Source organism: Nocardia jiangxiensis NBRC 101359, assembly GCF_000308615.1.
Classification (GTDB): domain Bacteria; phylum Actinomycetota; class Actinomycetes; order Mycobacteriales; family Mycobacteriaceae; genus Nocardia; species Nocardia jiangxiensis.
In genome coordinates this window covers 136,676-159,130 of sequence record NZ_BAGB01000061.1, presented here as the reverse complement: position 1 = coordinate 159,130, position 22,455 = coordinate 136,676, and the positions used below count along the sequence as shown (strand labels likewise).

General features: G+C 66.7%; 14 protein-coding genes. 7 read left to right on the top strand and 7 right to left on the bottom strand.

Annotated elements, in window-relative coordinates; all coding sequences use genetic code 11:
* Nucleotides 1-51 precede the first annotated feature (51 nt).
* Together ON40_RS48350 and ON40_RS26950 are read left to right on the top strand one after the other, a co-directional pair.
* Complete coding sequence (locus tag ON40_RS48350) at nt 52-555, top strand: MTB12 C-terminal domain-containing protein (protein ID WP_063713092.1); 504 nt, start codon at nt 52-54, stop codon at nt 553-555.
* 7 nt (nt 556-562) lie between these two features.
* On the top strand, nt 563-2,167 hold the full coding sequence (locus ON40_RS26950; protein WP_083895952.1) for an MFS transporter: 1,605 nt from the start codon (nt 563-565) through the stop codon (nt 2,165-2,167).
* 38 nt (nt 2,168-2,205) lie between these two features.
* Here ON40_RS26950 and ON40_RS26945 read toward each other — a convergent pair whose 3' ends face one another.
* On the bottom strand, nt 2,206-2,838 hold the full coding sequence (locus tag ON40_RS26945) for a TetR/AcrR family transcriptional regulator (protein ID WP_040827417.1): 633 nt from the start codon (nt 2,836-2,838) through the stop codon (nt 2,206-2,208).
* A 60-nt stretch (nt 2,839-2,898) separates the two neighbouring features.
* On the opposite strand from ON40_RS26945, the gene ON40_RS26940 reads away from it, so the two are divergent.
* From ON40_RS26940 to ON40_RS26925, 4 genes are all read left to right on the top strand, one after another.
* Entirely contained in the window at nt 2,899-4,467 is a 1,569-nt protein-coding gene (locus ON40_RS26940; RefSeq protein WP_040827415.1) for a flavin-containing monooxygenase, read from the top strand.
* Entirely contained in the window at nt 4,464-5,294 is an 831-nt protein-coding gene (locus ON40_RS26935) for an SDR family NAD(P)-dependent oxidoreductase (protein WP_040827413.1), read from the top strand. The genes ON40_RS26940 and ON40_RS26935 overlap by 4 nt, the downstream gene beginning before the upstream one ends.
* 19 nt (nt 5,295-5,313) lie before the next feature.
* Nucleotides 5,314-6,222, top strand: coding sequence for an alpha/beta hydrolase (locus ON40_RS26930; protein WP_040827411.1), 909 nt, complete (start codon nt 5,314-5,316; stop codon nt 6,220-6,222).
* Nucleotides 6,223-6,345: 123 nt separating this feature from the next.
* A complete protein-coding gene (locus ON40_RS26925; protein WP_040827408.1) occupies nt 6,346-8,136 on the top strand; it encodes an AMP-dependent synthetase/ligase in 1,791 nt (596 codons plus the stop codon).
* 103 nt (nt 8,137-8,239) lie between these two features.
* Here the strand turns inward: ON40_RS26925 and ON40_RS26920 are convergent, their stop codons facing one another.
* The 3 genes from ON40_RS26920 to ON40_RS26910 form a co-directional block, all read right to left on the bottom strand.
* Nucleotides 8,240-10,237, bottom strand: coding sequence for a hypothetical protein (locus ON40_RS26920; RefSeq protein ID WP_040827406.1), 1,998 nt, complete (start codon nt 10,235-10,237; stop codon nt 8,240-8,242).
* A 39-nt stretch (nt 10,238-10,276) separates the two neighbouring features.
* Entirely contained in the window at nt 10,277-11,317 is a 1,041-nt protein-coding gene (locus ON40_RS26915; RefSeq protein ID WP_373281981.1) for an ATP-grasp domain-containing protein, read from the bottom strand.
* A 675-nt stretch (nt 11,318-11,992) separates the two neighbouring features.
* The gene (locus tag ON40_RS26910; protein ID WP_245568006.1) at nt 11,993-13,114 is read right to left on the bottom strand and encodes a S1C family serine protease; all 1,122 of its coding nucleotides are present in this window, start codon (nt 13,112-13,114) and stop codon (nt 11,993-11,995) included.
* A 313-nt stretch (nt 13,115-13,427) separates the two neighbouring features.
* Between ON40_RS26910 and ON40_RS26905 the strand changes: the two genes are divergently transcribed.
* Complete coding sequence (locus ON40_RS26905; RefSeq protein WP_083895964.1) at nt 13,428-15,176, top strand: molybdopterin-dependent oxidoreductase; 1,749 nt, start codon at nt 13,428-13,430, stop codon at nt 15,174-15,176.
* A 49-nt stretch (nt 15,177-15,225) separates the two neighbouring features.
* Here ON40_RS26905 and ON40_RS56140 read toward each other — a convergent pair whose 3' ends face one another.
* The 3 genes from ON40_RS56140 to ON40_RS26890 all read right to left on the bottom strand — a co-directional run bounded on the left by ON40_RS56140 (nt 15,226) and on the right by ON40_RS26890 (nt 22,440).
* Complete coding sequence (locus ON40_RS56140) at nt 15,226-17,604, bottom strand: DHA2 family efflux MFS transporter permease subunit (RefSeq protein ID WP_083895950.1); 2,379 nt, start codon at nt 17,602-17,604, stop codon at nt 15,226-15,228.
* 85 nt (nt 17,605-17,689) lie between these two features.
* A complete protein-coding gene (locus ON40_RS26895) occupies nt 17,690-18,394 on the bottom strand; it encodes a PadR family transcriptional regulator (RefSeq protein ID WP_040827553.1) in 705 nt (234 codons plus the stop codon).
* Nucleotides 18,395-18,618: 224 nt separating this feature from the next.
* On the bottom strand, nt 18,619-22,440 hold the full coding sequence (locus ON40_RS26890; RefSeq protein WP_169541909.1) for a multifunctional oxoglutarate decarboxylase/oxoglutarate dehydrogenase thiamine pyrophosphate-binding subunit/dihydrolipoyllysine-residue succinyltransferase subunit: 3,822 nt from the start codon (nt 22,438-22,440) through the stop codon (nt 18,619-18,621).
* Nucleotides 22,441-22,455 lie beyond the last annotated feature (15 nt).

Here is a 22,455-nt window from a genome sequence, read left to right as displayed (position 1 = left end):
CGAGTAATCTCAGGTGGGTTGATCAAGCAGCCACCCGAGGGAGGCGCGAGCATGTTCAATCGAACGATCCCGGCCCGCACACTCACCGTCTGCACGCTGGCCGCACTGCTGAGCACCACCGCCGCATGCGGCGGGTCGGATGACAAATCCAGCGGTACGCCGTCCAGCGCTCACCCGGCCAGCGTGACCGAGGCCGTGACGACGACCTACAAGCGCTTCTTCGACGGATCCACCACGGCCGATCAGAAGATCGCGCTGCTGGAGAACGGCCAGGCGTTCGCGGACACCATCAAGGCCCAGGCCGACTCCTCGATGGCCAAGAGCACCACCGCGACGGTGTCCAATGTGGCCAGTTCGGCCACCGATCACGCCGATGTCACCTTCACCATCCTGCTCAACGGCAAACCGGCGCTGGCCGGGCAGTCCGGTACCGCGGTCCGGACCGACGGCACCTGGAAGGTCACCGCGGCGACGTTCTGCGCCCTGCTGACCCTCGAGGGCAACCCGCCGCCGGTGTGCGCCGCGATGACCCCTGCGCCCGCGCCGACGCCCTGAGCCGGACATGGCCTCCTCGGACGCACCGAAATCGTTGTGGCGCACCGTGATATCGCGGGATCCGACCCGCGGCGGCGCCGAGCGGCCGCGGCTCGCGCTGACCGTCGTGACCGCGGTGCTGTTCGTGACGTTCCTGGACACCACGATCGTCAGCGTCACCCTGGGCAACATCCAGTCCGATGTGCACGCCGGAGTGGTGTCGCTGCAATGGGTGGTCAACGCCTACACGCTGGTCTTCGCCAGCCTCATGCTGACCGCGGGATCGCTGGGCGACCGGTGGGGCCGCAAACGGGTGATGATCGCCGGACTGGTGATCTTCTGTGCGGGATCGGTGCTTTCGGCGCTGGCCGGGTCGGTGGCGGTGCTGATCGCCGGGCGCGGGGTGATGGGGCTGGGCGCGGCCGCCTCGGAACCCGGGACGTTGTCGCTGATCCGGCACATCTATCCGGATCGGAGCGCACGGGCCAAGGCACTGGGTGCGTGGGCGGCGGTATCGGGGTTGGCGCTGGCCGCCGGACCCGTGGTCGGGGGTCTGCTGGTCGGCGCGTTCGGCTGGCGGTCGGTGTTCTGGTTCAACCTGATCGTCGGCGTGCTGGTGCTGGTCGCCGCATTGCGCTACGTTCCCGAGAGCGCCGATCCGCAGCCGGGACCGGTCGATGTGCCCGGATTCGTCCTGGGCGCAACGTTTCTCGCGTGCGTGATCTATGCGGGCATCTCCGGTGAACAGGTCGGTTACAGCGCCGCCTCGGTGATCGCGCTGTTCGTGGTGGGCGGTATCGCCGGAGTGGGATTTCTGGTGGTGGAGACCAAGGCTCGCAATCCGATGTTCGACTTCGCCTATCTGCGCAGCCCTCTGGTGCGCAGCGCGCTGATCGTCGCGTTCGCGGTGTATTTCGGCATCTTCTCGATCTTCTTCTTCACCGCGCTGTATCTGCAGGAGGTGGTGAGCTATTCGGGCTGGCGGATCGCGGCCGTCTTCGCGCCGATGGCGGTGGCCATCATCCTGGGTTCGCTGATCTCCGGATTCTGGGTGGCCTCGCGCGGCTCGCGCACGCCGATGATCGCCGGATGCGTACTCGGCGGTGCGGGAATTCTGCTGACCCGCCAATTCCTCGGGGTCACCGTGCATTTCACGCCGTTGGCGCTGTCGCTGATGCTCGCCGGGATCGGTTTCGGCATCGCGGTGGTGCCGCTGACGTCGGCGGTGCTGTCCGGTGTTCCCGCCGAACATTCGGGTATGGCGGCTGCGGCCACCAACACCATGCGCCAGGTCGGCGCTGTCGTCGGCGTCGCGGCCCTGGGCTCGCTGGTCAACTCGTTCCTCAACTCCGACCTGACCTCGCGGCTGAATCAGTTGCAGATCCCGGCCAACTTCCAGGCCATCGTGATCGATGCGATCGAGACCGGCAACGTCCCCGCGGGCGGTGATCAGGCCGCCTCGGCGGCCTATGGGCCCATCGTCGACAAGGTCATCACCGCCACCTATGCGGCGTTCCATCGCGGACTGGATGTGGCGCTGCTGGTTTCGGCCGTCATGATTCTGCTCGCGGCGGTGCTGACCGCGATCTCGCTGCCTCGATTCGATCGCGCGGGGTACGAGTACGACACCTGACCGGCCGGGCTGCCGTTCGACGAGGCGAAAGGCTCGGATCAGTTGCGCAGCAGAGCGATCAGCGTCGGATCGGCGGCGAGTCCGGGCAGCGACTCGACGAGCATGTCGATCAACTGCTCGCGGGTGATGGTCTCCGCGGTGAGCCAGCTCAGCGTGACCTCCTCGACGAAGGCGATCCAGCCGCGCACGGCCAGCTCCAGCCGGGGACGGTCCGGATGGTCCGGAGGCAGCGGGATCTCGGCCATGATGCGGTCGGCCTGCGCGCCGCGGGTCGCATCGACCAGGGCCATGAGTTCGGTCCCGGCGGGACGACGCAGCAGGGCCAGATACGAGGTGCGGTTCTCGCTGACGTAGTCCACGTAGCGGCGCACCGCATCGCGCAACATATCGCCCAGCTCGAGGCTGCGGTCGGGTTCGGTGCGGGTGAGCAGTTCGGCATTCGCGTTGGCCACGATCGCCAGCTGGAATTCCTGCTTGGAGGAGAAGTAGTGGAACAGCAGGCCGCGGGAGATTCCGGCCTGTTCGGCGACATCGCCGATCGAAATATCCTCCAGTGCGCGGTCGCGCAGCATCCGGGTGCCCAGGGTGATCAGCTGCCGACGGCGTTCGTCGGGGCTCAGGCGCACCCGCTTCCCGTTCTTGGCGGCAGTTTTTCCGTTCACGGGGACCATCCTACTGAACGCGAGTCAATACTGTTGACTCCGGCTCAATAAGCGCTTAGGCTCGGATACATGAGTCGCAAGGTTACAGACAGTGGTGTCGGTGATCAGGGGGAACCGGCCCGCCACGTCCACGTCCTGATCGTCGGCAGTGGCTTTTCCGGACTGGGCATGGCCATCCGGCTCAGCCAGCAGGGGGTGCAGGACTATCTGGTGCTCGAGCGCGGCGGCGACGTCGGCGGCACCTGGCGGGACAACACCTATCCCGGTGCGGCCTGCGATGTGCCCTCGCACCTGTACTCGTACTCCTTCGCGCTCAACCCGGATTGGTCGCGGTCGTTCTCCAGGCAGCCCGAGATCCAGAGTTACATCCAGGGCGTGGCACAGCGGTACGGCGTGCGCGACAAGCACCTGTTCGACTGCGAGATGACCGGCGCGAGCTGGAACGAGGAGCAGGCCCGCTGGGAGGTGCACACCAGCAAGGGTGAGTTCACCGCCGACATCCTGATCTCCGCGGTCGGCGCGCTGTGCGAGCCGAATCTGCCGGATATCAAGGGCATCAACACCTTCGAGGGGCAGATCTTCCACTCCGCGCGCTGGGATCACGATGCGGATCTGGCGGGTAAGCGCGTCGCGGTGATCGGCACGGGCGCCTCGGCGATCCAGATCGTGCCCTCGATCGCGCCGAAGGTCGCGCACCTGGATCTGTACCAGCGCACCGCGCCGTGGCTGCTGCCGCGGATGGACCGGCCGTACACGCTGCCCGAGCGGCTGGCCTTCAAATACGTTCCGGGCGTACAGAAGTTGTCCCGCGCGGCCATCTACGCCGCCCGCGAGACCCAGGTCGTCGGCCTGGCCAAATTCCCGCCCGCGATGCTGGCGCTGGAGACCATCGCCCGCGCCAAGCTGCGCTACGAGGTGCGCGATCGCGCACTGCGCGAGAAGGTCACCCCGAACTTCCGCATCGGCTGCAAGCGCATGCTGATCTCCAACGAGTACTACCCGGCGCTGGGCCGCGACAACGTCGACGTGGTCACCGACGGCATCGCCGAGATCCGCCCCGGATCGGTGGTCACCAAGGACGGCGCCGAGCGCGAGGTCGACGCCATCATCGTGGCCACCGGCTTCCACGTCACCGATTCGCCTGTGTACGAGACGATTTCGGGTCGCGACGGACGCACCCTGACCGAGGTCTTCGACGAGGGCGGTCAGCAGGCGTACAAGGGTTCGGCGATCGCCAACTTCCCCAACATGTTCTTCCTGCTCGGCCCGAACGTCGGCCTGGGGCACACCTCGATGGTGTACATGATCGAATCGCAGATCAACTACGTCGCCGACGCGGTCGCCACCTTCGATCGGATGGATCTGCGCACCGTCGAGGTGCACAAGGACACGCAGGACACGTTCAACAGCGCACTGCAGGACAAGCTGGTCGGCAGTGTGTGGAGCACCGGCGGCTGCGCGAGCTGGTATCTGGACAAGCACGGCAACAACACCACGCTGTGGCCCGATTTCACGTTCCGATTCCGTAGGTTGCTGGAAACCTTCGATGTCGCGGCCTATCGGACCAGCACCGCGGCGAACTCCGAAACATCCGGGGCCCAGGGGCGGCCCGAAGCGAAAGTGGTAGCAGGACAGTGAGCAACGACGCGTACTTCACCGGCAAGGTCTGTGTGATCACCGGCGCCGGATCGGGCATCGGGCGCGCGCTGGCGGAGAATCTGGCCCGCCGCGGCGCGAAACTCGCTCTCTCCGACATCGATACCGAGGGGCTGGCCGAAACCGTCCGACGCTGTGAGGCACTGGGCGCGCAGGTTCGATCCGATCGGCTCAACGTCGCCGAGCGCGAGGCCGTACTGTTCTACGCCGACGAGGTGAAGAAGCACTACGGCGTCGTCCACCAGATCTACAACAACGCCGGCATCGCCTTCCACGGCGAGGTGATCGACTCGCAGTTCAAGGACATCGAGCGGATCATGGACGTCGACTTCTGGGGAGTCGTCAACGGCACCAAGGCATTTCTGCCGCATCTGGTCGAATCCGGTGCTGGACACGTGATCAACGTGTCCAGCCTGTTCGGGCTCATCGCGGTCCCCGGCCAAAGTGCTTACAACGCTGCGAAGTTCGCGGTGCGCGGCTTCACCGAGTCGCTGCGCCAGGAGATGATGGCGCGCAAGCAGCCGGTCAAGGTCACCTGTGTGCACCCCGGCGGCATCAAGACCGCCGTGGCGCGCAACGCCACCTACGCCGAGGGGATCGACGCCAAGCAGTTCGCCTCGTTCTTCGACAAGCAGCTGGCCCTGCACACTCCGGAGATGGCCGCGCAGACCATCACCGACGGTGTCGCCAAGGGACACGGCCGGGTGCTGATCGGCTGGGAGGCAAAGGCTCTGGATCTGTTCGTGCGCACCACCGGCTCGTATTACCAGCGGATCGCCACTCTGGTGAACCGGCGGTTCCTGCCCTGATCGGATGAGGATTCCCGCGATGCCCGCTGTTTCGTTGCCGCTGCCGATCGCCCGCGCGGTGCTGCACCCGATGTTCCGATATGCGATGCACGCCCGCCTGCCGTGGGGTGTGCAGCGCGCGCTGCTGGACGCCGGCTCGGCGCTGCAGGTGCTGCCGCCGGGCACCGGGGTGGACCGGTTGCGCCTGGGCGGTCGTCCGGCCGAGCGGATCACCTCCGGTTCGGGTACCGGTTCGGGGGCGCTGCTGTATCTGCACGGCGGCGGCTACACCATCGGTTCGATCGCCACGCATCGTTCGCTGGCCGCGCATCTGGCCCGCGAACTCGGCCGTCCGGTCTATCTGCCGGACTATCGGCTCGCGCCCGAACATCCGTATCCGGCCGCCCTCGACGACGCCGAGGCCGCCTACCTGGAGCTGCTGTCCACCGGGTTGCAGCCGGAAAACCTTGCGGTAGCGGGTGATTCGGCCGGTGGCGGGCTGTCGTTGGCGCTGGCTCGCCGCCTGATCGACGAGCACGGAATCCGGCCCGCCGCACTGGGTCTGATCGCGCCGTGGTCCGATCCGAACGAATCCGCCCCGCGGGAGCGCGATCTGGTGGTCAGCCGTCCGTGGTCGCGGGCCTGCGCCGAGGCCTATCTCGGTGCCGGTGACGGTCTGGATCCCGGTTACGCGCCGCTGCTGGGTGAGTTGAGCGGATTGCCGCGGACCTACGTCCAGGCGGACCGGGGCGAGATGCTGTACACCCAGTGCACCCGTCTGGTGGTGGCATTGGACGAGGCCGGTGTGCCGACGAAGTTCTCGGTGACGCGCGGACTGTGGCATGTGGCCCAGCTGCAGGCTTCGCTGGTCGCCCCGGCGGCGGCCGCGGTGCGCGAGCTCGCCGACTTCCTCGACGAATCGCTGCAACCTGCGCAAACCCGACCATAGGATGAGGTGCGGACGATCCGGCGCCGGAAGACGGCCCGGTCGTGGCCGATGCGGCGGTCCCGCGTCGGCCGTTGCGGCGGCTAGCGTAAATTACTGGTGAGTAAACCACGTGGAAGGGCACCGATGCGAGAGTTCGAAGTCCCGGCTACCTACACCATCCCTGAAGACATCAACGTCTCCGACGGCGTCTTCCGGCATGCCGAGCGCACGCCCGGCCTGGTGGTGTTCAACAGGCCGGACGGTAAGGGCGGCTGGACCGATGTGACTGCCAAGCAGTTCGCACAGGCCGTCACCGGCGTGGCGAAGGGGCTGATCGCCACCGGCATCGAACTCGGCGATCGCGTCGCGATCCTGGCCTCGACCCAGTACGACTGGGTCGTCCTGGATTTTGCGATCTGGGCCGCGGGCGGTTGCACCGTCGCCATCTTCGACAGCTCCTCGGCCGAGCAGGCCAAGTGGATCCTGCAGGATTCGGCGACCAAACTGCTCGTCGTCGAGACGCCCAAGCAGCGCGCGACGATCGGCGAGATCGAGTCGGCGCTGCCGGAATTGAAGGAAACCCTGCTGCTGAGCGAGGGCGCGGTCGAGGAATTCACCCGTCGCGGTGCGGATCTCGACGATGCGGTCGTGCACGAGCGTCGCGCACAGGTCAAGGCGGCCTCCCCGGCCACCCTGATCTACACCTCGGGCACCACCGGACGCCCCAAGGGCGTCATGCTCTCGCATTCGAATCTCTATGCCGAATCCGCCGCGGACCGCGCGGTCATGCCGCAGGATCTGCGGCCGGGTAAGCGTTCGCTGCTGTTCCTGCCGCTGGCCCACGTCTTCGCGCGGGCGGTGGCGCTGGCCGCGTTCGACGCCGGTGTCACCGTCGCGCACACCGCCGACTGGTCCACCCTGGTCGAGCAGTTCGGCCAGTACAAGCCCGATTTCATCCTCTCGGTGCCGCGCGTATTCGAGAAGGTGTTCAACGGCGCGAAGCAGAAGGCGCACGACGGCGGCAAGGGCGGGATCTTCGACGCCGCGGCCGATACCGCCGTCGCCTACAGCCAGGCCCTGGACAACGGCGGGCCCGGTCTGGTGCTCAAACTCAAGCACGCGGTCTTCGACAAGCTGGTCTACGGCAAGCTGCGCGAGGCGATGGGCGGACGGTGCGATTCCGCGGTCTCCGGCGGCGGCCCGCTGAACGCGCGCCTCGGACATTTCTTCCGCGGCGTCGGGGTCACCATCCACGAGGGCTACGGCCTGACCGAGACCACCGCCGCGGTCGCGGTGAACACCCGCCAGCACACCCGCATCGGCACGGTCGGCCGCCCGCTGCCCGGTCACGGTGCGAAGGTCGCCGAGGACGGCGAGCTGCTGCTGCGCGGCCCGGTCGTATTCTCCGGCTACTGGGGTAACGACGCGGCCACCGAGGACGCCTTCGCCGAGGGCTGGTTCAAGACCGGCGACCTGGGTGCGATCGATGCCGACGGTTTCATCACCATCACCGGCCGCAAGAAGGAAATCCTGGTCACCGCGGGCGGTAAGAACGTCTCCCCGGCCATGCTCGAGGATTCGCTGCGCGCGAACCCGCTGATCAGCCAGGTCATGGTCGTCGGCGACAGTAAGCCGTTCATCGGCGCGCTGATCACCCTCGACGCCGAGGCGCTGCCCGGCTGGAAGGAACGCCACAACCTGCCCGCCGACACTCCGATCGAGAAGCTGATCGAGAACCCGGATCTGGTCGCCGAGATCGACGCCGCGGTCGCGGACACCAACAAGTTGGTCTCGCACGCCGAGGCCATCAAGAAGATCCGCATCCTGTCGATCGATTGGACCGAGGAGGGCGGCGAACTCACCCCCAAGATGTCCCTCAAGCGCGCGGTCGTGATGAAGAACTACGCCTCCGACGTGGAGGCCATCTACAGCTGAGTCCAGCTGTCGGACAACAGATCTCGAAACGAACGGCCCATCCGCGCACTGCGGGTGGGCCGTTCGCGACGAATCGGTGCGTCGTGAATCGCGTTGCGGTGCGTCAGCTTTCGGCGGCCTCGCCGCCCAGACGGTCCGCGCCCCAGCTGCGGTGGATGTACCCGGTCACCTGCGCGAGTTCGTCGGGAGCGATCGAGGCCGATTCGCCGTGCTCGAGCGGGTCGAAATGGAAGATGTACAGGCGTGAGGCGAACTGTTCGAACGGCAGGGAGGCTTCCCCGGGACGTTCACCGTGCCCGGCGGTACCGACGACCACGCCGTCACCCCAGTCCTGCCCGCTGTCGTTGTTCGGGTTGTAGAAGTAGACCCGCATCTGCTCCTGCGGGTCGAGACTGACCCGCAGGATCGTGATCGCATGCCAGCCGACGAATCGGGCCGCACTGTCGGTGACGGCGATACCGGCCGGCTGCGGGTGGATCAGCGGCTGGTTGCCGTTGTAGTACGGGTGATAGCTGGCGTAGAAGTGCCGCAGGAACTCGTCGAGGTCGGTCAGCGCGCCCGTGGCCACGTCGACGTTGATCCGGAATCCCCGCCCGGACCACCAGCCGTGGAATTCCGGATTGATCCAGCGGTGCGGATCGCCCTCGCGGCCGATACATTGGCGCCCCATCTCCGCGTAGATCCGGTCCAGATGCGGCACCACCAGCAGTGATACCGGATCCAGATCGAAGGCCAGCGTGGTCGCCATACCCGTCGCGATCTCCCGGGAGGACAGCGCCTGCCCTTCGAAATGCATGACGACCTCGTCGTCACGCGCCGCCCAGGCCACGGTCTGCAACAGGTAGTCGGGGTCGTTGTAGGCCCACATCGACAGCGCGCGCGCCGATTGGCACGTGGGATTGTCGCCCTGCCCGACGCCCAGCGGCAGCCCCAGGATGGACAGCACACCCGACAACAGCCAGGCGCCGGCGTCGGGGGAGGGCCCGAACACCTGGGTCAACCGGGCCTTCGAGTCGGCCGACAACTCCAGTCCGAGCTGCCGCCACATCGCGGGCGCGACCGGCGGTTGATACAGGATGCCGCGTTCGAGCAGCGACGCGAGACCGTAGACGCACTGGGCCGTCTCGGGATGTACGGCCTTCTCGATGAGGGTACGCACCAGCTCGTGGTAGCAGAGCAGACAGTCGCGCCCGGTGCTGGACAACCCCATCGCTTCGGCGAGCAGATATTCGCCCTTGCCGAGCAGATGACGCAGCAACGTCGCGTGATACGGCGAGACCAGTCCGGTGTCGTGCATGGACCGCGCGAATCCCGTTGCCTCGAACTGCAATGCGCCGTCGTCCATCGCCTCCAGCCGGGCGCGGTAGACCTCGACGCCGGGGTCCTCGCGGCACGCGTCGGTAGCGCTGTAGAGACTGCTGATCAGCCTGTCCGCGCCGAGTGCGCCGGCGCCCAGATCGATATCGGGGTTGGCTCGCGCCACCGCGATCTGCGTGATCATCCGCTTGACCGAATCGACCTGGATCGGGCGTTGGCGCAGGATGCGCCAGATCTCGTCGATCAGATTCTCGAGCACCTTCTCGTACCCGATCTCCTGAACCAGATGGTGCAGCAGTTCGCGAGAGGCCAGCGCCATCCGGCCCTGTTGTTCGCGCTCGGCCTCCGACGGCGGGGCGAACAGTAGCGACAGGTTGGTCGCGAGCACCTGCGAAAGGTGTTCGTAGGCATATTCGGCGGACACCGAGGGGTGCACGTACTCGCCCTTGGAGATGGCAAGCAGACGCAGATCGCTGACCGTCTCGAGTACGACGGTGTCCGGGTTGGGGCTGCGCAGTGACCCTGTGCTCAGGGCCGGGATCAGGATCTCCGGACTCGCCCAGTCCGTCCCGAGGAACAGACCGGCCGACTCCAGTCCGGCCGCGCGTGCCCGCACCGCGGCGCAACCGCCGGGCAGGGGCAGCACCCGCCGCAGTATGCCCAGAACCCTCGTGAGTTTGACCTGCTTACCGAAATCGGCAGCGGCCGCGAGGGATCCGGTGGCATCGTCCAGCGCAGCCAGGCGTTTGTCCAACGCCGCGCTGTCGCTGCTCAGTGGACTCAATCTCCGGGCCTTCCCGTGAGCCGTTACCGACGAACGGATTCAAATGTAGAAGTCGAGTTCTTCCTGTCGCTTCAACAGATTTCGGAGAGTGTACGGGTCCTCTCCGAAGAAGTACAGTACGCCCCAATGGTTTCCGAACGCAGTGCGTTTGGTCACCATTTCTTCCAGCGGCGGAGTGAGTTCGTGGGAATCGAAGTAGTCATGCTCCTCGGTCTCCTCGGGCATGGCCAAGCGGCTCACCACGCGTCGGCGCGGATAAACTCCGAAGCAGCCCGCATGCCCTTTCGCGTCCACCACCTCCTTCGGGAAGAAAGCCTCGATCTCCTCGGTGGTCGTCTTCGGGTCGAAGGCCAGAACCAGCGCGTGGTACGCGTTGAATCCGTAGCACCGCTCGAGCAGTTCGAACACCTTGAATCCCGGTGGCCGGTAGGCGACCTCGCCGAAATACATCTCGCCGTCGCTGGTCACGAAGTATTCGGGGTGGACGAATCCGAAATCGATGTCGAATGTCTTGATCAACTTCTCGATCTGCCGGGTTATCTCCGGTCGGTACTGTTCCAGCTCCGGCGTCGCCGGAACGAATACCGAATATCCGAGAGTCACATATTCGGAGATGTTCAGGAAACAGATCTTGCCGTTGTGGATCCACGCTTCGACCGCGAATTCCCAACCGTCCAGATGGGATTCCATCAGGACCGGGAATTCCTCGTCGGGAATCGAATCGATCTCGTCGGGTGTGCGGATGACCCGATGCCCGAGACAACCCGCCTTGTCGAATGCCTTGAGGTGGATCGGATCGTTGGGGTCGCCGTCGAGCTTGAGCAGAGTCTGGTTGACCCGCTTGAGGAAGCGGATGACGTCGTCGCGCTCGTGGGCCTCCTCGAAGATGCCCACCCGGATACCGCCGAGCTGTGCGCGGCGCTTCATCAGCGACTTGTCGCGCAGCAGCATCGCCTGCCCCAGCAGGCGCGGATTGTCCAGCAGCACGGAGTTGATCGCGCCGGCCCACTCCACGGTCTCCTCGAAGATCGGAATGGCGACGTCGACCCCCCTGGCCTTCAACGTCTCGGCGATCTCCATCGAGCGATCGTTGAGTCGCTCGAAATTCCAGAGAATATAAGGGATCTCGTGTTCGGTACAGTATTCCTCCGCCCACTCCGGAGCCACCACGACGTAGCGCCGGTCGAAACGATCCACCGCTTCGACGGCGTTCAGACTCCAGCCCAGCAGGGCGATATAACCTTTGTCCGGGTTTCGGATCGCCGATCCCCGTGTTGAAGTCGACAAGACCTGTCTCCTCTCGACCCCTGGATCCAGCCTGTCGATTCGGGGCCGTCATCGCGGATATCGCAGTGCGGTCGGTGTTGTGCTGAGCGCTATCCGTATCTCTTGCCGCTGGCGGAGTGTCCCGATATCCTCGTCGATACAGGTATCCGGCGGCTACGTGATCGAAACGGCTTCCGGGCGTTGGCAATTGGATCGGACCCCGTCTTGCCGTCATTGTGTCCGAGTACCCATGCGGGCATCACGTCAAACAGAAGTGGCCCATCGGGCCCGGGGCGGCGGAAATTTCGACGCACGGGGGATGACGTCCACGCCGCCGTGACTCGAAAAATGTTGCAGTAGTAGAAGATCGACTCGGCGGTCGATGTCGGGCGAACAATCGGATTGTCGACATTCTTCGAGAATCGTTCCAACGGAAACGGACCGGCACCGAATGTGCGGTGCCGGTCCGTATCGCGTGCCGGTGCTCGATCAGCCGACCGGGCCCTGGGCGAGTTTCGTCTTGGCCGACTGGGCCTGCCCGGACTGGTCGGCGAACTTCAGCGTCACCGTGTCGCCGGGGTGGTGCTGGTCCATCGCGTCGGTGAGCTCCAGAGCCGAACCGATCGTGGTGCCGTCGACGCCGGTGATCACGTCGCCCGGGGTCAGGCCCAGTTGTTCGGCGGGGCCGTCGCTGACGATATTGCGGACCAGTGCACCGCCGTCGGCGTCGGTCACCGTGACGCCGAGGAAGGCGGACCGACCGATGTGGACGGTGCTCGAGCTCTTACCCGACTGAATCTGCTTGGCGATGGTCAGCGCCTTGTTGATCGGGATGGCGAAGCCCTCCCCACCGCCCTGCGTGCTCACGGTGCCGAAGCGGAAGCCCTGGGAGGCGGCGGTGTCCACGCCGACGACCTGTCCCGCACTGTTGATCAGCGGACCACCCGAATCGCCCGGCTGGATGTTCGCCGCGACCTGGATGAGTCCGGTCAGCTTCTCCGAGGCGCCGGCCGCCTCGTCACTCGCGGTGATCGACCGGTCCAACCCGGTGACCTGCCCGGCGGCCGCGGTCGGGCTGCCGGTGCCGCCCGCATTGCCCAGGCCCACGATGGCGTCGCCGACCGCTACTCGATCCGAATTGCCCAGGGGAGCGGTCTGCAGACCCGATGCGCCGGACAACTTCACCATCGCGAGGTCGTCGGAGCGGTCGTAACCGACCACCGTCGCGGGATAGGTCCGGCCGTTGCCCAGGTCGGTGACCGAGATCTTGGTGGCGCCCTCCACGACGTGGTTGTTCGTCAGGATCTCGCCATCGGAGGTGAGTACGATTCCGGTGCCCGCGCCCTCACCGTTCTGCAGGCCCAGCTGGGTGTCGACGTTGACGATTCCGGGCACGACCTTGTTCGCCGCGGCGGTGAGATCGGCGGTGCTGGTCTGCGAATCGACCGGCTGCGACACGATGCCCGGCGACTGCGCCATCGGCGATCGCGTGACCGCGCCGTTCGTGCTCAGACGTGCCGCGACCATGCCGATGGTGACCGCCAGGGCCAGCACGATCGCGGCCACGACGGTGAAACCCAGCCCGTGACGTGGCCGACGGTCCTGCGGCATACGCGGTGGATGGCCACCCTGCGGCGCATACGGGCCATAAGGTGCTCCGTACGGGCCCGGTTGTCCGGGCCTGCTCCCCTGATTCGGATACACGGTCATCACGTCCTTTTGGTCAGGAACCTCTCAATCAATTAAGCGCGCCGTTCCTGAGAGCGGGCTGGGGAGATGCCGTGGAACCGCCACGGTGAGCGCCGCCATATCCGAACCGGTCCCGGTGGACCGCACGCGCCGCATTTCTGACGAATCCGTGACGGTGCGGATTTCGGGCTTCTCGGCCGGTCACGTGGCCCCGAACCGGCAGTACGCTCACGATATGAGCTCTTCGGGCACGCGCGGAACCGCTTCGGACACCGGCGGGACGCAGCGCGGCGATACCCGGCCCGGGTCCGATCCCGCAGCCGCCGGATCGGGATTGCGCACGGCCGCCGGCATCCTCACCGCAGGGTTCGCCCTGGGCGCGGCGGAGCTGGTGGCCGCCCCGATCGGATCGGGTAGTGCGCCACTGACCGCACTGGGCGGAACCGTGGTGGATCACACCCCCGACAGTGTGCGCGAATGGGTGATCGGCCTCGTCGGGACCAACGACAAGCTGGTGCTGTTCATCCTGATGGCGGCCGTCGCGGTCATCGTGGCGGCCTTCGCCGGGCGAATCGAACAATCGCGTCGCCCGGCCGGTTCCGTGCTGTTCGCCGTTTTCGGGCTGGCGGCGGCCGGTATCGCGGTCACCAGACCGGGGGCGTCCTGGACGTGGGCACTGCCCTCGGTGATCGGAGTCGGTCTGGCGATCGTGGTGTTGCGAGGGCTGACTCGGCGGATCGAGGCGTACGAGTCGAAGGTGGCGGACCGGGAGGGCGAGATCGCTTCGGGTGCAGCGGTTTCCGCTTCACCCGAAGGGGCGACCGAGGCGGCGCGGAGTGCGTCGGCAGCTTCCGGTCCGGCGACCGCGGGGGACGAGGTTGGCTCTGGGGCAATGACTTCCGGTTCGTCCGCCGAGATCGATCGACGAGGTCTGATGCGCGCGCTCGTCGGCGTCGGAGCGCTGGCCGCGGCGGCCGGGGTGGCGGGCAGGTTCATCGGATCCAAGCTGCACAGTGTCTCCGCCGAGCGTGCCACGGTGCAGCTGCCGGTCGCGCCCTCGCCGGAGCCGCCCATCGATCCCGCGGCCGATCTGCGGATTCCCGGCCTGACCCCGTACCTCACCGCCAACCGCAACTTCTACCGGATCGATACCGCGCTCACCGTCCCGCAGGTCAGTACCGAGACCTGGACACTGCGCGTGCACGGCATGGTCGATCGCGAAATCCGGCTCGGCTACGCCGATTTGAAGGCGCGCCGCCCGATCGAACGTCTGGTGACGTTGACCTGCGTCTCGAATCCGGTAGGGGGCGACCTGGTGGGCAACGCCCGGTGGCTCGGCTACTCCCTGGCCGATCTGCTCGCCGAGGCCGGACCCCATCCCGACGCCGATATGGTGCTCTCCCGCAGCGTCGACGGATTCACCGCGGGCAGTCCGCTGGCCACCCTCACCGACGGCCGCGACGCCATGCTGGCCATCGGGATGAACGGCGAACCGCTGCCCATCGAACACGGCTACCCGGTGCGGCTGGTCGTGCCCGGTCTGTACGGCTATGTCTCGGCGACCAAATGGGTGACCGATATCGAGATCACGAGATTCGATCGCGCCCAGGCATATTGGACCCAACGCGGCTGGTCCGAACGCGGCCCGATCAAGACCGGCACCCGCATCGACACCCCCAAGGACGGTGCGTCGGTGGGCGGAAACCGGATCTCGGTCGCGGGCGTCGCCTGGGCCCAGCACCGCGGCATCAACGCCGTCGAGGTCCAGATCGACGACGGCCCTTGGCAATCCGCCCGCCTGGCCGCCGAACCGACCATCGACACCTGGCGACAGTGGGTCTACGACTGGACCCCGACCGCAGGCACGCATACCCTGCGCGCCCGCGCCACCGACGGCACCGGCCAGGTACAGACCGCCGTGGTGCAGGACGTCGTTCCGGATGGCGCCACCGGCTATCCGTCGGTCACCGTTCGGGTGGGCTGAGTTCGGGTGGCATGGCCCGGCGTGCCGTGGCGGGCCATGCCACCGCGGCTCACGACCGATCCGCGCCGTTGTAGCTGATGGCGTTGCTGTACTCGGCGGAACGGGGCTCGGGGGCGGGCTCGTACCCGAGATTCACATCGTGGGTGAGGTTCGCTCCGTCGATCCACACCCGACTGCTGACCGCCGGATATCCACGCGCCACCACGGTGTAGTCGCCTGCGGGCAGATCCTCGATGCGGTAGTTGCCCTGGGCATCGGTGAACACCGAGCCCACCACCCGACCGGTCGAATCCAGTACCGACACCTGGGCATCGGCGACCACGTCCGAATCCGTCCGGGCCCGGCCGGTGAGTACCCCTGTCGACGACAGTTCGATGTCGTAGCGCAGCGTGCCCGACTCCGGAATGGTCAGGGTGATGGCGTGCGGCTGCCGGCCCTCGGCCACCGCGACCAGGGTGTAGGTCCCCGCGATCGTGCCCTGGCAGGCGTAGGCGCCGTCGCCGCCGGTCACCCCAGCCGTGGCGACCTCACCGCGCGAATCGGTCAGGGTGATCGTGACCCCGGCCAGCGGATGCCCGTCGCTGGTGGTGACCACACCCGACAGCTCACCGTTACCGCTCAGGGTCAGCTCCCACGGTCCGTTGCGGTCACCGGTGACGACGGTGACCGCGGCAGGCTGATGCCCGCTCGCCGCCGCGATCAGCACGTACTGCCCAGCAACCGGCGCCGCGATGCGGTAGACACCGTTGTCGCCACCGGTGGCGCGGGCGACCTGCTGTCCGCGTTGATCGATCAGCGTCAGCGCCGCGCCCGCCACCGGACGCCCATCCTCCCGGTGCACATGCACCGACAGCGGTTGTTCGCCGCCCATGGCCGAGGTGGCGAGCTGACCGGCGCCCGCCCGATCGACCGGGGCGAATCGTGCAGGCGTGGCGACCGCGTTCGGTTCCTCGTCGACCGGCAGCTCTGTGGTCGCGTCGGTCTCGGCGGCGCCGGGTGCGGGTGCTTTGTGCTTGCCCGTGAACAGGGCCGAGGCCACGACGCCGATGAGCAGGATGGCGGCGGGCAGATACATCGACTGGCTCAGCGCGGTGCTGAACGGGTGCAAGATGAACGCCGGGAGCTTCGCTGGGCCCGAACCCTCGGAGAACTGACCGCCGCCGAGATGCTGGGCGGCCATCCGGTTGGAGACCAGAGCGGCGATCACCGCACTGCCCAGAACCGAGCCGATCTGCCGGGTCGTGTTGTACACACCGGCGCCGGCGCCGGCCAGTTCCATCGGCAGGTCGTGCGTCGCGGTCGAGGCCAGCGGAGCCCAGATGCAGGAGTTGGACAGACCGGCGACACCGCCGATCACGATGAACAGCACGATCGAGCTGTCCGGCTTCATCAACGTCGCGAATCCGAAGATCGACGCCGCGAACAGCGCGAAACCGATGGTGGGAATGATCCGCGGCGGCATCCGGTCGGAGATCTTGCCGATGAACGGCGCGGTCAAACCGGTGACGATCGCCATCGGCGCGAAGACCAGCGCCGCCCGGGTCGGCGAATACTCCCGCACCGCTTCGAGATAGAAGTAGGCGGGCACCATCAGGGCGGTGATCGCCGCACCCATCGCCGCGATCGCCACGCTCGACAACGCGAAGTTCCGGTCGCGGAACAGGCTCATCGGCACCAGCGGCTCACCCTTGTTGAGTGCCTGATTGATCACGAACAGGACCAGCACCACCGCACCGGCGATGATCATCGTCCAGATCCAGGCGTCCCAGTTCCGGGTGTTGCCCTCCTGAATTCCGAAGACCAGCAGGAAGATTCCGATAGCCGAGAGCGCGACGCCGACCAGATCGAACTTGTGCTCGTGCCGCGGCAGCGACGGCACCAGCCATACCGCCAGCGCGAAGGCCACGATGCCGATCGGGACGTTGATGTAGAAGATCCAGTTCCAGCTCAACTGGTCGACCAGCACGCCACCCAGGATCGGGCCGACCAGGGTGGCAAGACCGGCGACGCCGCCCCACAGGCCCATCGCCGCACCACGCTTGTCCGGCGCGAACGTGCGGGTGATCACGGCCATGGTCTGCGGGGTCATCAGCGCCGCGCCCAGACCCTGCACCGCGCGCGCCGCGATCAGCATCTCGATGCCGCCGGACAGGCCGCACCACAGCGAGGCGAGGGTGAACACCGTCAAGCCGATCAGGTAGATGTTCTTGGGGCCGAAGCGATCGCCGAGTCGCCCGGTCACCAGCAGCGGCACCGCGTAGGTGAGCAGATACGCGCTGGTCACCCAGATGACCTTGGTGATGTCGGTGTTCAGGTCGTGCATGATGGTCGGATTGGCCACCGCGACGATGGTCATATCCAGCAGAATCATGAAGAATCCCACGACCAGCGCGTAGAGCGCCAGCCATGGACTGCGTTGGGTGGTCATGGTTGCGTCCTATCCAGCAGGGGACGATCGCTGCGAACGATCGGTGAAATGTCGAGTGCAGTTCGCGCGCCGCGCGGGGCGCGCCTCATTGGTCGGCAGGGATCGCACCGCCCTTCCGCAACTGAGCGAGCACGTCCTCGGTGACGGCCGCGCCCCAGCCGGGACCCAGATCCTTGTCGGTCTCGCAGGTAGCGATCCGCTCGCCCGCGGGAGTGAACTGCTCCCATTCGAGGGTGCCGTCGCGCAGTTCGGCGACGATGCGGCGCAGCCAGGTGATCTCGGCATCGGTCTGCGCGCGGATGTATTCGATCACCATCCAGTACCGGCGCGGTACCCGGTTCGTCGTGACCCATTCGTGGACCGCGTCGAGTTCGGTGAGGTCGTTGTCCAACAGGCCGATGCGCTCGGTGACCAGTCCGATCACCTCCTGCGCGGGCATGTTGTGCGCCTCGGACATCGCCAGCGGGAAGATCGGATATTCGCGGATGGGCGTGCGGATGATGTCGGTGATCCGGGCGCGCAGGGCGGCGCTGCCGGATCGAGTGATTCGGTAGGTGGTGCGCTCGGGCCGGTTCCCGGCGCGGTCGGTGCCTTCGGCGTGCACGAGATCCTGCTCGGCCAGCCGGGTGACCGAGTGATACAGCGAGCCGGGCCGGACCTTGAGCAGATAGTCCTCGCGGCGTTGCAGCAGTAGTTGATACATCTCGTACGGATGCATCGGCCGCTCCTCCAGCAGCGCGAGCACCGCGATCGCCAGTGGCGTCAACGTGGCACCCGACTGCTTGGTCATCGTGATCACTCCTCTGTAGCCCCTGAGAAATATTCCACGCCGAATATACGATGCGGAACATGGATGCGGCAAGGTAGATGATCACCGTCACAGCAAAGAGATCCGGCCCCGTCGGTGTGCAGGCTGCGGACGAACGACTGCGCCGGGCCGGAGCCGCTCGGAAGGAGCGATTCCGGCCCGGCGCAGTGGTCGGGATTGTTCGGTTGAGCCGTAGGGCTTTGCGGCTAGGCCGTCGGCGAGAACGCCTCCGCGACGATCTCGGCCTGCTCGACCGCGTGCACCTTCGACGAACCCGAGGACGGGGCCGACATGGCACGACGCGAGATGCGGCGCAGCTTGGTGAACCGGTCCGGCAGGATCTCCGGCAGGTTCAGCCCGAAGAACGGCCAGGCGCCCTGGTTGGCCGGCTCCTCCTGCACCCACGCGATATCGGTCGCGTTCGGGTAGGTCGAGAGCTTGTCGTTGAGCCGGTAGGACGGGATCGGGTACAGCTGCTCGATACGCACGATGGCGACGTCCTCGCGGCCCTTCTTGGCCTTCTCCGCGACCAGCTCGTGGTAGAGCTTGCCGCTGGTCAGCAGGATGCGCTTGACCTTGGCGCGGTCGCCGTCGCCGCTCTCGTAGGTGGGCTCCTCGAGCACCGAGCGGAACTTGTTGTCCGTGAAGTCCTCGATGTTGGAGACCACGGCCTTGTTGCGCAGCATCGACTTCGGGGTGAAGACGATCAGCGGGCGGCGGATGCCGTCCAGCGCGTGGCGGCGCAGCAGGTGGAAGTAGTTCGACGGGGTGGAGGGCACCGCCACCGTCATCGAACCCTCCGCGCACAGCTGCAGGAACCGCTCGATGCGGCCGGAGGTGTGGTCCGGACCCTGACCCTCGTGACCGTGCGGCAGCAGCAGCACGACCTCCGAGAGCTGGCCCCACTTGGCCTCACCGGAGGAGATGAACTCGTCGATGATCGACTGCGCGCCGTTGACGAAGTCGCCGAACTGCGCCTCCCACAGCACCAGCGCGTCCGGGTTGCCCAGCGAGTAGCCGTATTCGAAGCCGACCGCGGCGTACTCCGACAGTGCGGAGTCGTGCACCGCGAACCAGCCCGGGTTCGCACTGCCGATGTTGTGCAGCGGGGTGTACTCCGCGCCGGACTTGCGGTCGATGACCACCGAATGGCGCTGGGTGAACGTGCCGCGGCGGGAGTCCTGACCGGTCAGGCGCACCGCGCGGCCCTCGTCGATCAGCGTGCCGAAGGCCAGCAACTCGGCGAACGCCCAGTCGACCTTGCCCTCGTAGGACATCTCACGACGACGCTCCAGCACCGGCTTGACGCGCGGGTGCACGTTGAAGCCCTCGGGCACGTTGAGGAAGGCGTCACCGATGCGCTGCAGCACGGTCTTGTCGACCGCCGTGACGACGGTGCCGGGAACCTGCTCCTCCTCGACCGATTCGCTCGGCTCCGGCGGATACTTCTCCAGTTCGCGCACCTCGTTGAAGACCCGCTCGAGCTGGCCCTGGAAGTCGCGTAGGGCGTCCTCGGCCTCTTTCATCGAGATGTCGCCGCGGCCGATCAGCGCTTCGGTGTAGGACTTGCGGACGCTGCGCTTGGTGTCGATGACGTCGTACATGTACGGCTGGGTCATCGACGGGTCGTCGCCCTCGTTGTGGCCGCGACGGCGGTAGCAGATCAGGTCGATGACCACGTCCTTGTGGAACTTCTCGCGGAAGTCGGTGGCCAGTCGGGAGACCCAGGTGCAGGCCTCGGGATCGTCGCCGTTGACGTGGAAGATCGGCGCGCCGATCGACTTGGCGATATCGGTCGAGTACTCGGTCGAGCGGCTGTTCTCCGGCGCGGTGGTGAAACCGATCTGGTTGTTGACCACGATGTGCACCGTGCCGCCGACGCGGTAACCGCGCAGGCCGGACATGTTCAGCGTCTCCGCGACCACGCCCTGACCGGCGAAGGCGGCGTCACCGTGCAGCATCAGCGGCACGACCGAGAAGGTGCGCGCCTCCTCGCCCTTGGTGACCAGGTCCTCCTTGGTGAGCAGGTCCTGCTTGGCGCGAACCAGACCCTCGAGCACCGGGTCGACGGCCTCGAGGTGCGACGGGTTGGCCGTCAGCGAGACCTCGATGTCGTTGTCGCCGAACATCTGGATGTAGGTGCCGTGCGCGCCGAGGTGGTACTTCACATCGCCCGAGCCATGGGTGGCGGCCGGGTTCATGTTGCCCTCGAACTCGGTGAAGATCTGCGAGTACGGCTTGCCGACGATGTTGGCCAGCACGTTCAACCGGCCGCGGTGCGGCATACCGATGACGACCTCGTCCAGGCCGTGCTCGGCGCACTGGTCGATGACCGCGTCCATCATCGGGATGGTGGACTCGGCGCCCTCCAGCGAGAACCGCTTCTGGCCGACGTACTTGGTCTGCAGGAAGGTCTCGAACGCCTCGGCTGCGTTCAGCCGGGACAGGATGTACTTCTGCTGAGCGACGGTCGGCTTCTCGTGCTTCTGCTCGACCCGCTGCTGAATCCATTGCAGCTGTTCGGTTTCCAGGATGTGGGTGTACTCCACGCCGACGTGGCGGCAGTACGCGTCGCGTAGCACCGAGAGCACGTCGCGTAGCTTCATCCGGTCCTGGCCGTGGAAGCCCGCGACGTTGAATTCGCGGTCCAGATCCCACAGGGTCAGCCCGTGCTGGGTGACATCTAGGTCGGAGTGGCTGCGGAACTTGTCCTTCACCAGCCGCAGCGGGTCGGTGTCGGCCATCAGGTGACCGCGGTTGCGGTAGGCGGCGATGAGCTCCTGCACGCGCACGCTCTTGTCGACGCCGCGCTCTTTGATGTCCTTGCGCCAGCGGACCGGCTCGTACGGCACACCCATGCCGTGGAAGATCTCGTCGAAGAACTCGTCGGAGATCAGCAGGTTGTGCACGGTGCGCAGGAAGTCGCCGGACTCCGCGCCCTGGATGATGCGGTGATCGTAGGTCGAGGTCAGGGTCATCAGCTTGCCGATGCCCATCTCGGCGAGCTGCTGATCACTCATGCCCTGGAACTCGGCCGGGTACTCCATCGCGCCCGCACCGATGATCGCGCCCTGCCCCGGCATAAGCCGTGGCACCGAGTGCACGGTGCCTATGGTGCCCGGGTTGGTCAGCGAGATGGTGACGCCGGTGAAGTCGTCGGTGGTGAGCTTGCCGTCGCGGGCCCGGCGCACGATGTCCTCGTACGCGTTGTGGAACTGCGCGAAGTTCATCGTCTCGCAGTTCTTGATGGCCGCCACGACGAGGGTGCGCGAGCCGTTCTTGCCCGGAAGGTCGATGGCCAGGCCGAGGTTGGTGTGCGCCGGGGTGACCGAATTGGGCTTCCCGTCGACCTCGGCGAAGTGCCGGTTCATGTTCGGGAAGGCCTTGACGCCCTGCACGATCGCATAACCCAGCAGGTGGGTGAAGGAGATCTTGCCACCGCGGGTGCGGGCCAGGTGGTTGTTGATCACCAGGCGGTTGTCGACCATCAGCTTGGCCGGGATGGCGCGCACGCTGGTCGCGGTCGGGATGGTCAGCGAGGCCGACATGTTCTTGACGATTGCGGCGGCGGGACCGCGCAGCACCTGCGAGGCGTCGGCCGACTCGGCGGTCTTCGGCGCACCGGAGGTGGTGGCGGCGTTGGAAGCCGGGGCCGGGGTGGTCTGCGGGGTGCGCGCCTGCGGCGGGGCGGCGGCGGCGGAGGTCGCGACGGCGACCTTCGGTGCGACCGGGTTCGGTGCCGCGGCGGGGGTGGCGGCCGGGGCGGGCGCGACCTGGGGGGTCGGGTTCGCAGCGGGAGCGGGGACGGGGGCCGCGGCTGTGGTCGCGGTGGCGGCGGCAGTCGGGGCGGCAGCGTTGCTGGCACCGTTGTCGGACGGACTCTCCGGCGTGTAGTCGGCGAGGAACTCGTGCCAGCTCTCATCGACTGACGACGGGTCTTGCTTGTACTTCTGGTACATCTCGTCGACGAGCCACTGGTTCTGTCCGAACTGGGATGTTGAGCTGCTCACAGCAGGTGTTCGCCTCATTTCGTTCTTCGCGCT

Excerpts from the sequence above, each read along its gene's own strand:
- ON40_RS26895 (WP_040827553.1), bottom strand. The coding sequence starts at position 18,394 with ATGACCAAGCAGTCGGGTGCCACGTTGACGCCACTGGCGATCGCGGTG.
- ON40_RS26950 (WP_083895952.1), top strand. The coding sequence starts at position 563 with ATGGCCTCCTCGGACGCACCGAAATCGTTGTGGCGCACCGTGATATCG.
- ON40_RS26890 (WP_169541909.1), bottom strand. The coding sequence starts at position 22,440 with ATGAGGCGAACACCTGCTGTGAGCAGCTCAACATCCCAGTTCGGACAG.
- ON40_RS26940 (WP_040827415.1), top strand. The coding sequence starts at position 2,899 with ATGAGTCGCAAGGTTACAGACAGTGGTGTCGGTGATCAGGGGGAACCG.
- ON40_RS26930 (WP_040827411.1), top strand. The coding sequence starts at position 5,314 with ATGCCCGCTGTTTCGTTGCCGCTGCCGATCGCCCGCGCGGTGCTGCAC.
- ON40_RS26925 (WP_040827408.1), top strand. The coding sequence starts at position 6,346 with ATGCGAGAGTTCGAAGTCCCGGCTACCTACACCATCCCTGAAGACATC.
- ON40_RS26905 (WP_083895964.1), top strand. The coding sequence starts at position 13,428 with ATGAGCTCTTCGGGCACGCGCGGAACCGCTTCGGACACCGGCGGGACG.
- ON40_RS26945 (WP_040827417.1), bottom strand. The coding sequence starts at position 2,838 with ATGGTCCCCGTGAACGGAAAAACTGCCGCCAAGAACGGGAAGCGGGTG.
- ON40_RS26910 (WP_245568006.1), bottom strand. The coding sequence starts at position 13,114 with ATGCCGCAGGACCGTCGGCCACGTCACGGGCTGGGTTTCACCGTCGTG.
- ON40_RS56140 (WP_083895950.1), bottom strand. The coding sequence starts at position 17,604 with ATGACCACCCAACGCAGTCCATGGCTGGCGCTCTACGCGCTGGTCGTG.
- ON40_RS26915 (WP_373281981.1), bottom strand. The coding sequence starts at position 11,317 with ATGGAGATCGCCGAGACGTTGAAGGCCAGGGGGGTCGACGTCGCCATT.
- ON40_RS48350 (WP_063713092.1), top strand. The coding sequence starts at position 52 with ATGTTCAATCGAACGATCCCGGCCCGCACACTCACCGTCTGCACGCTG.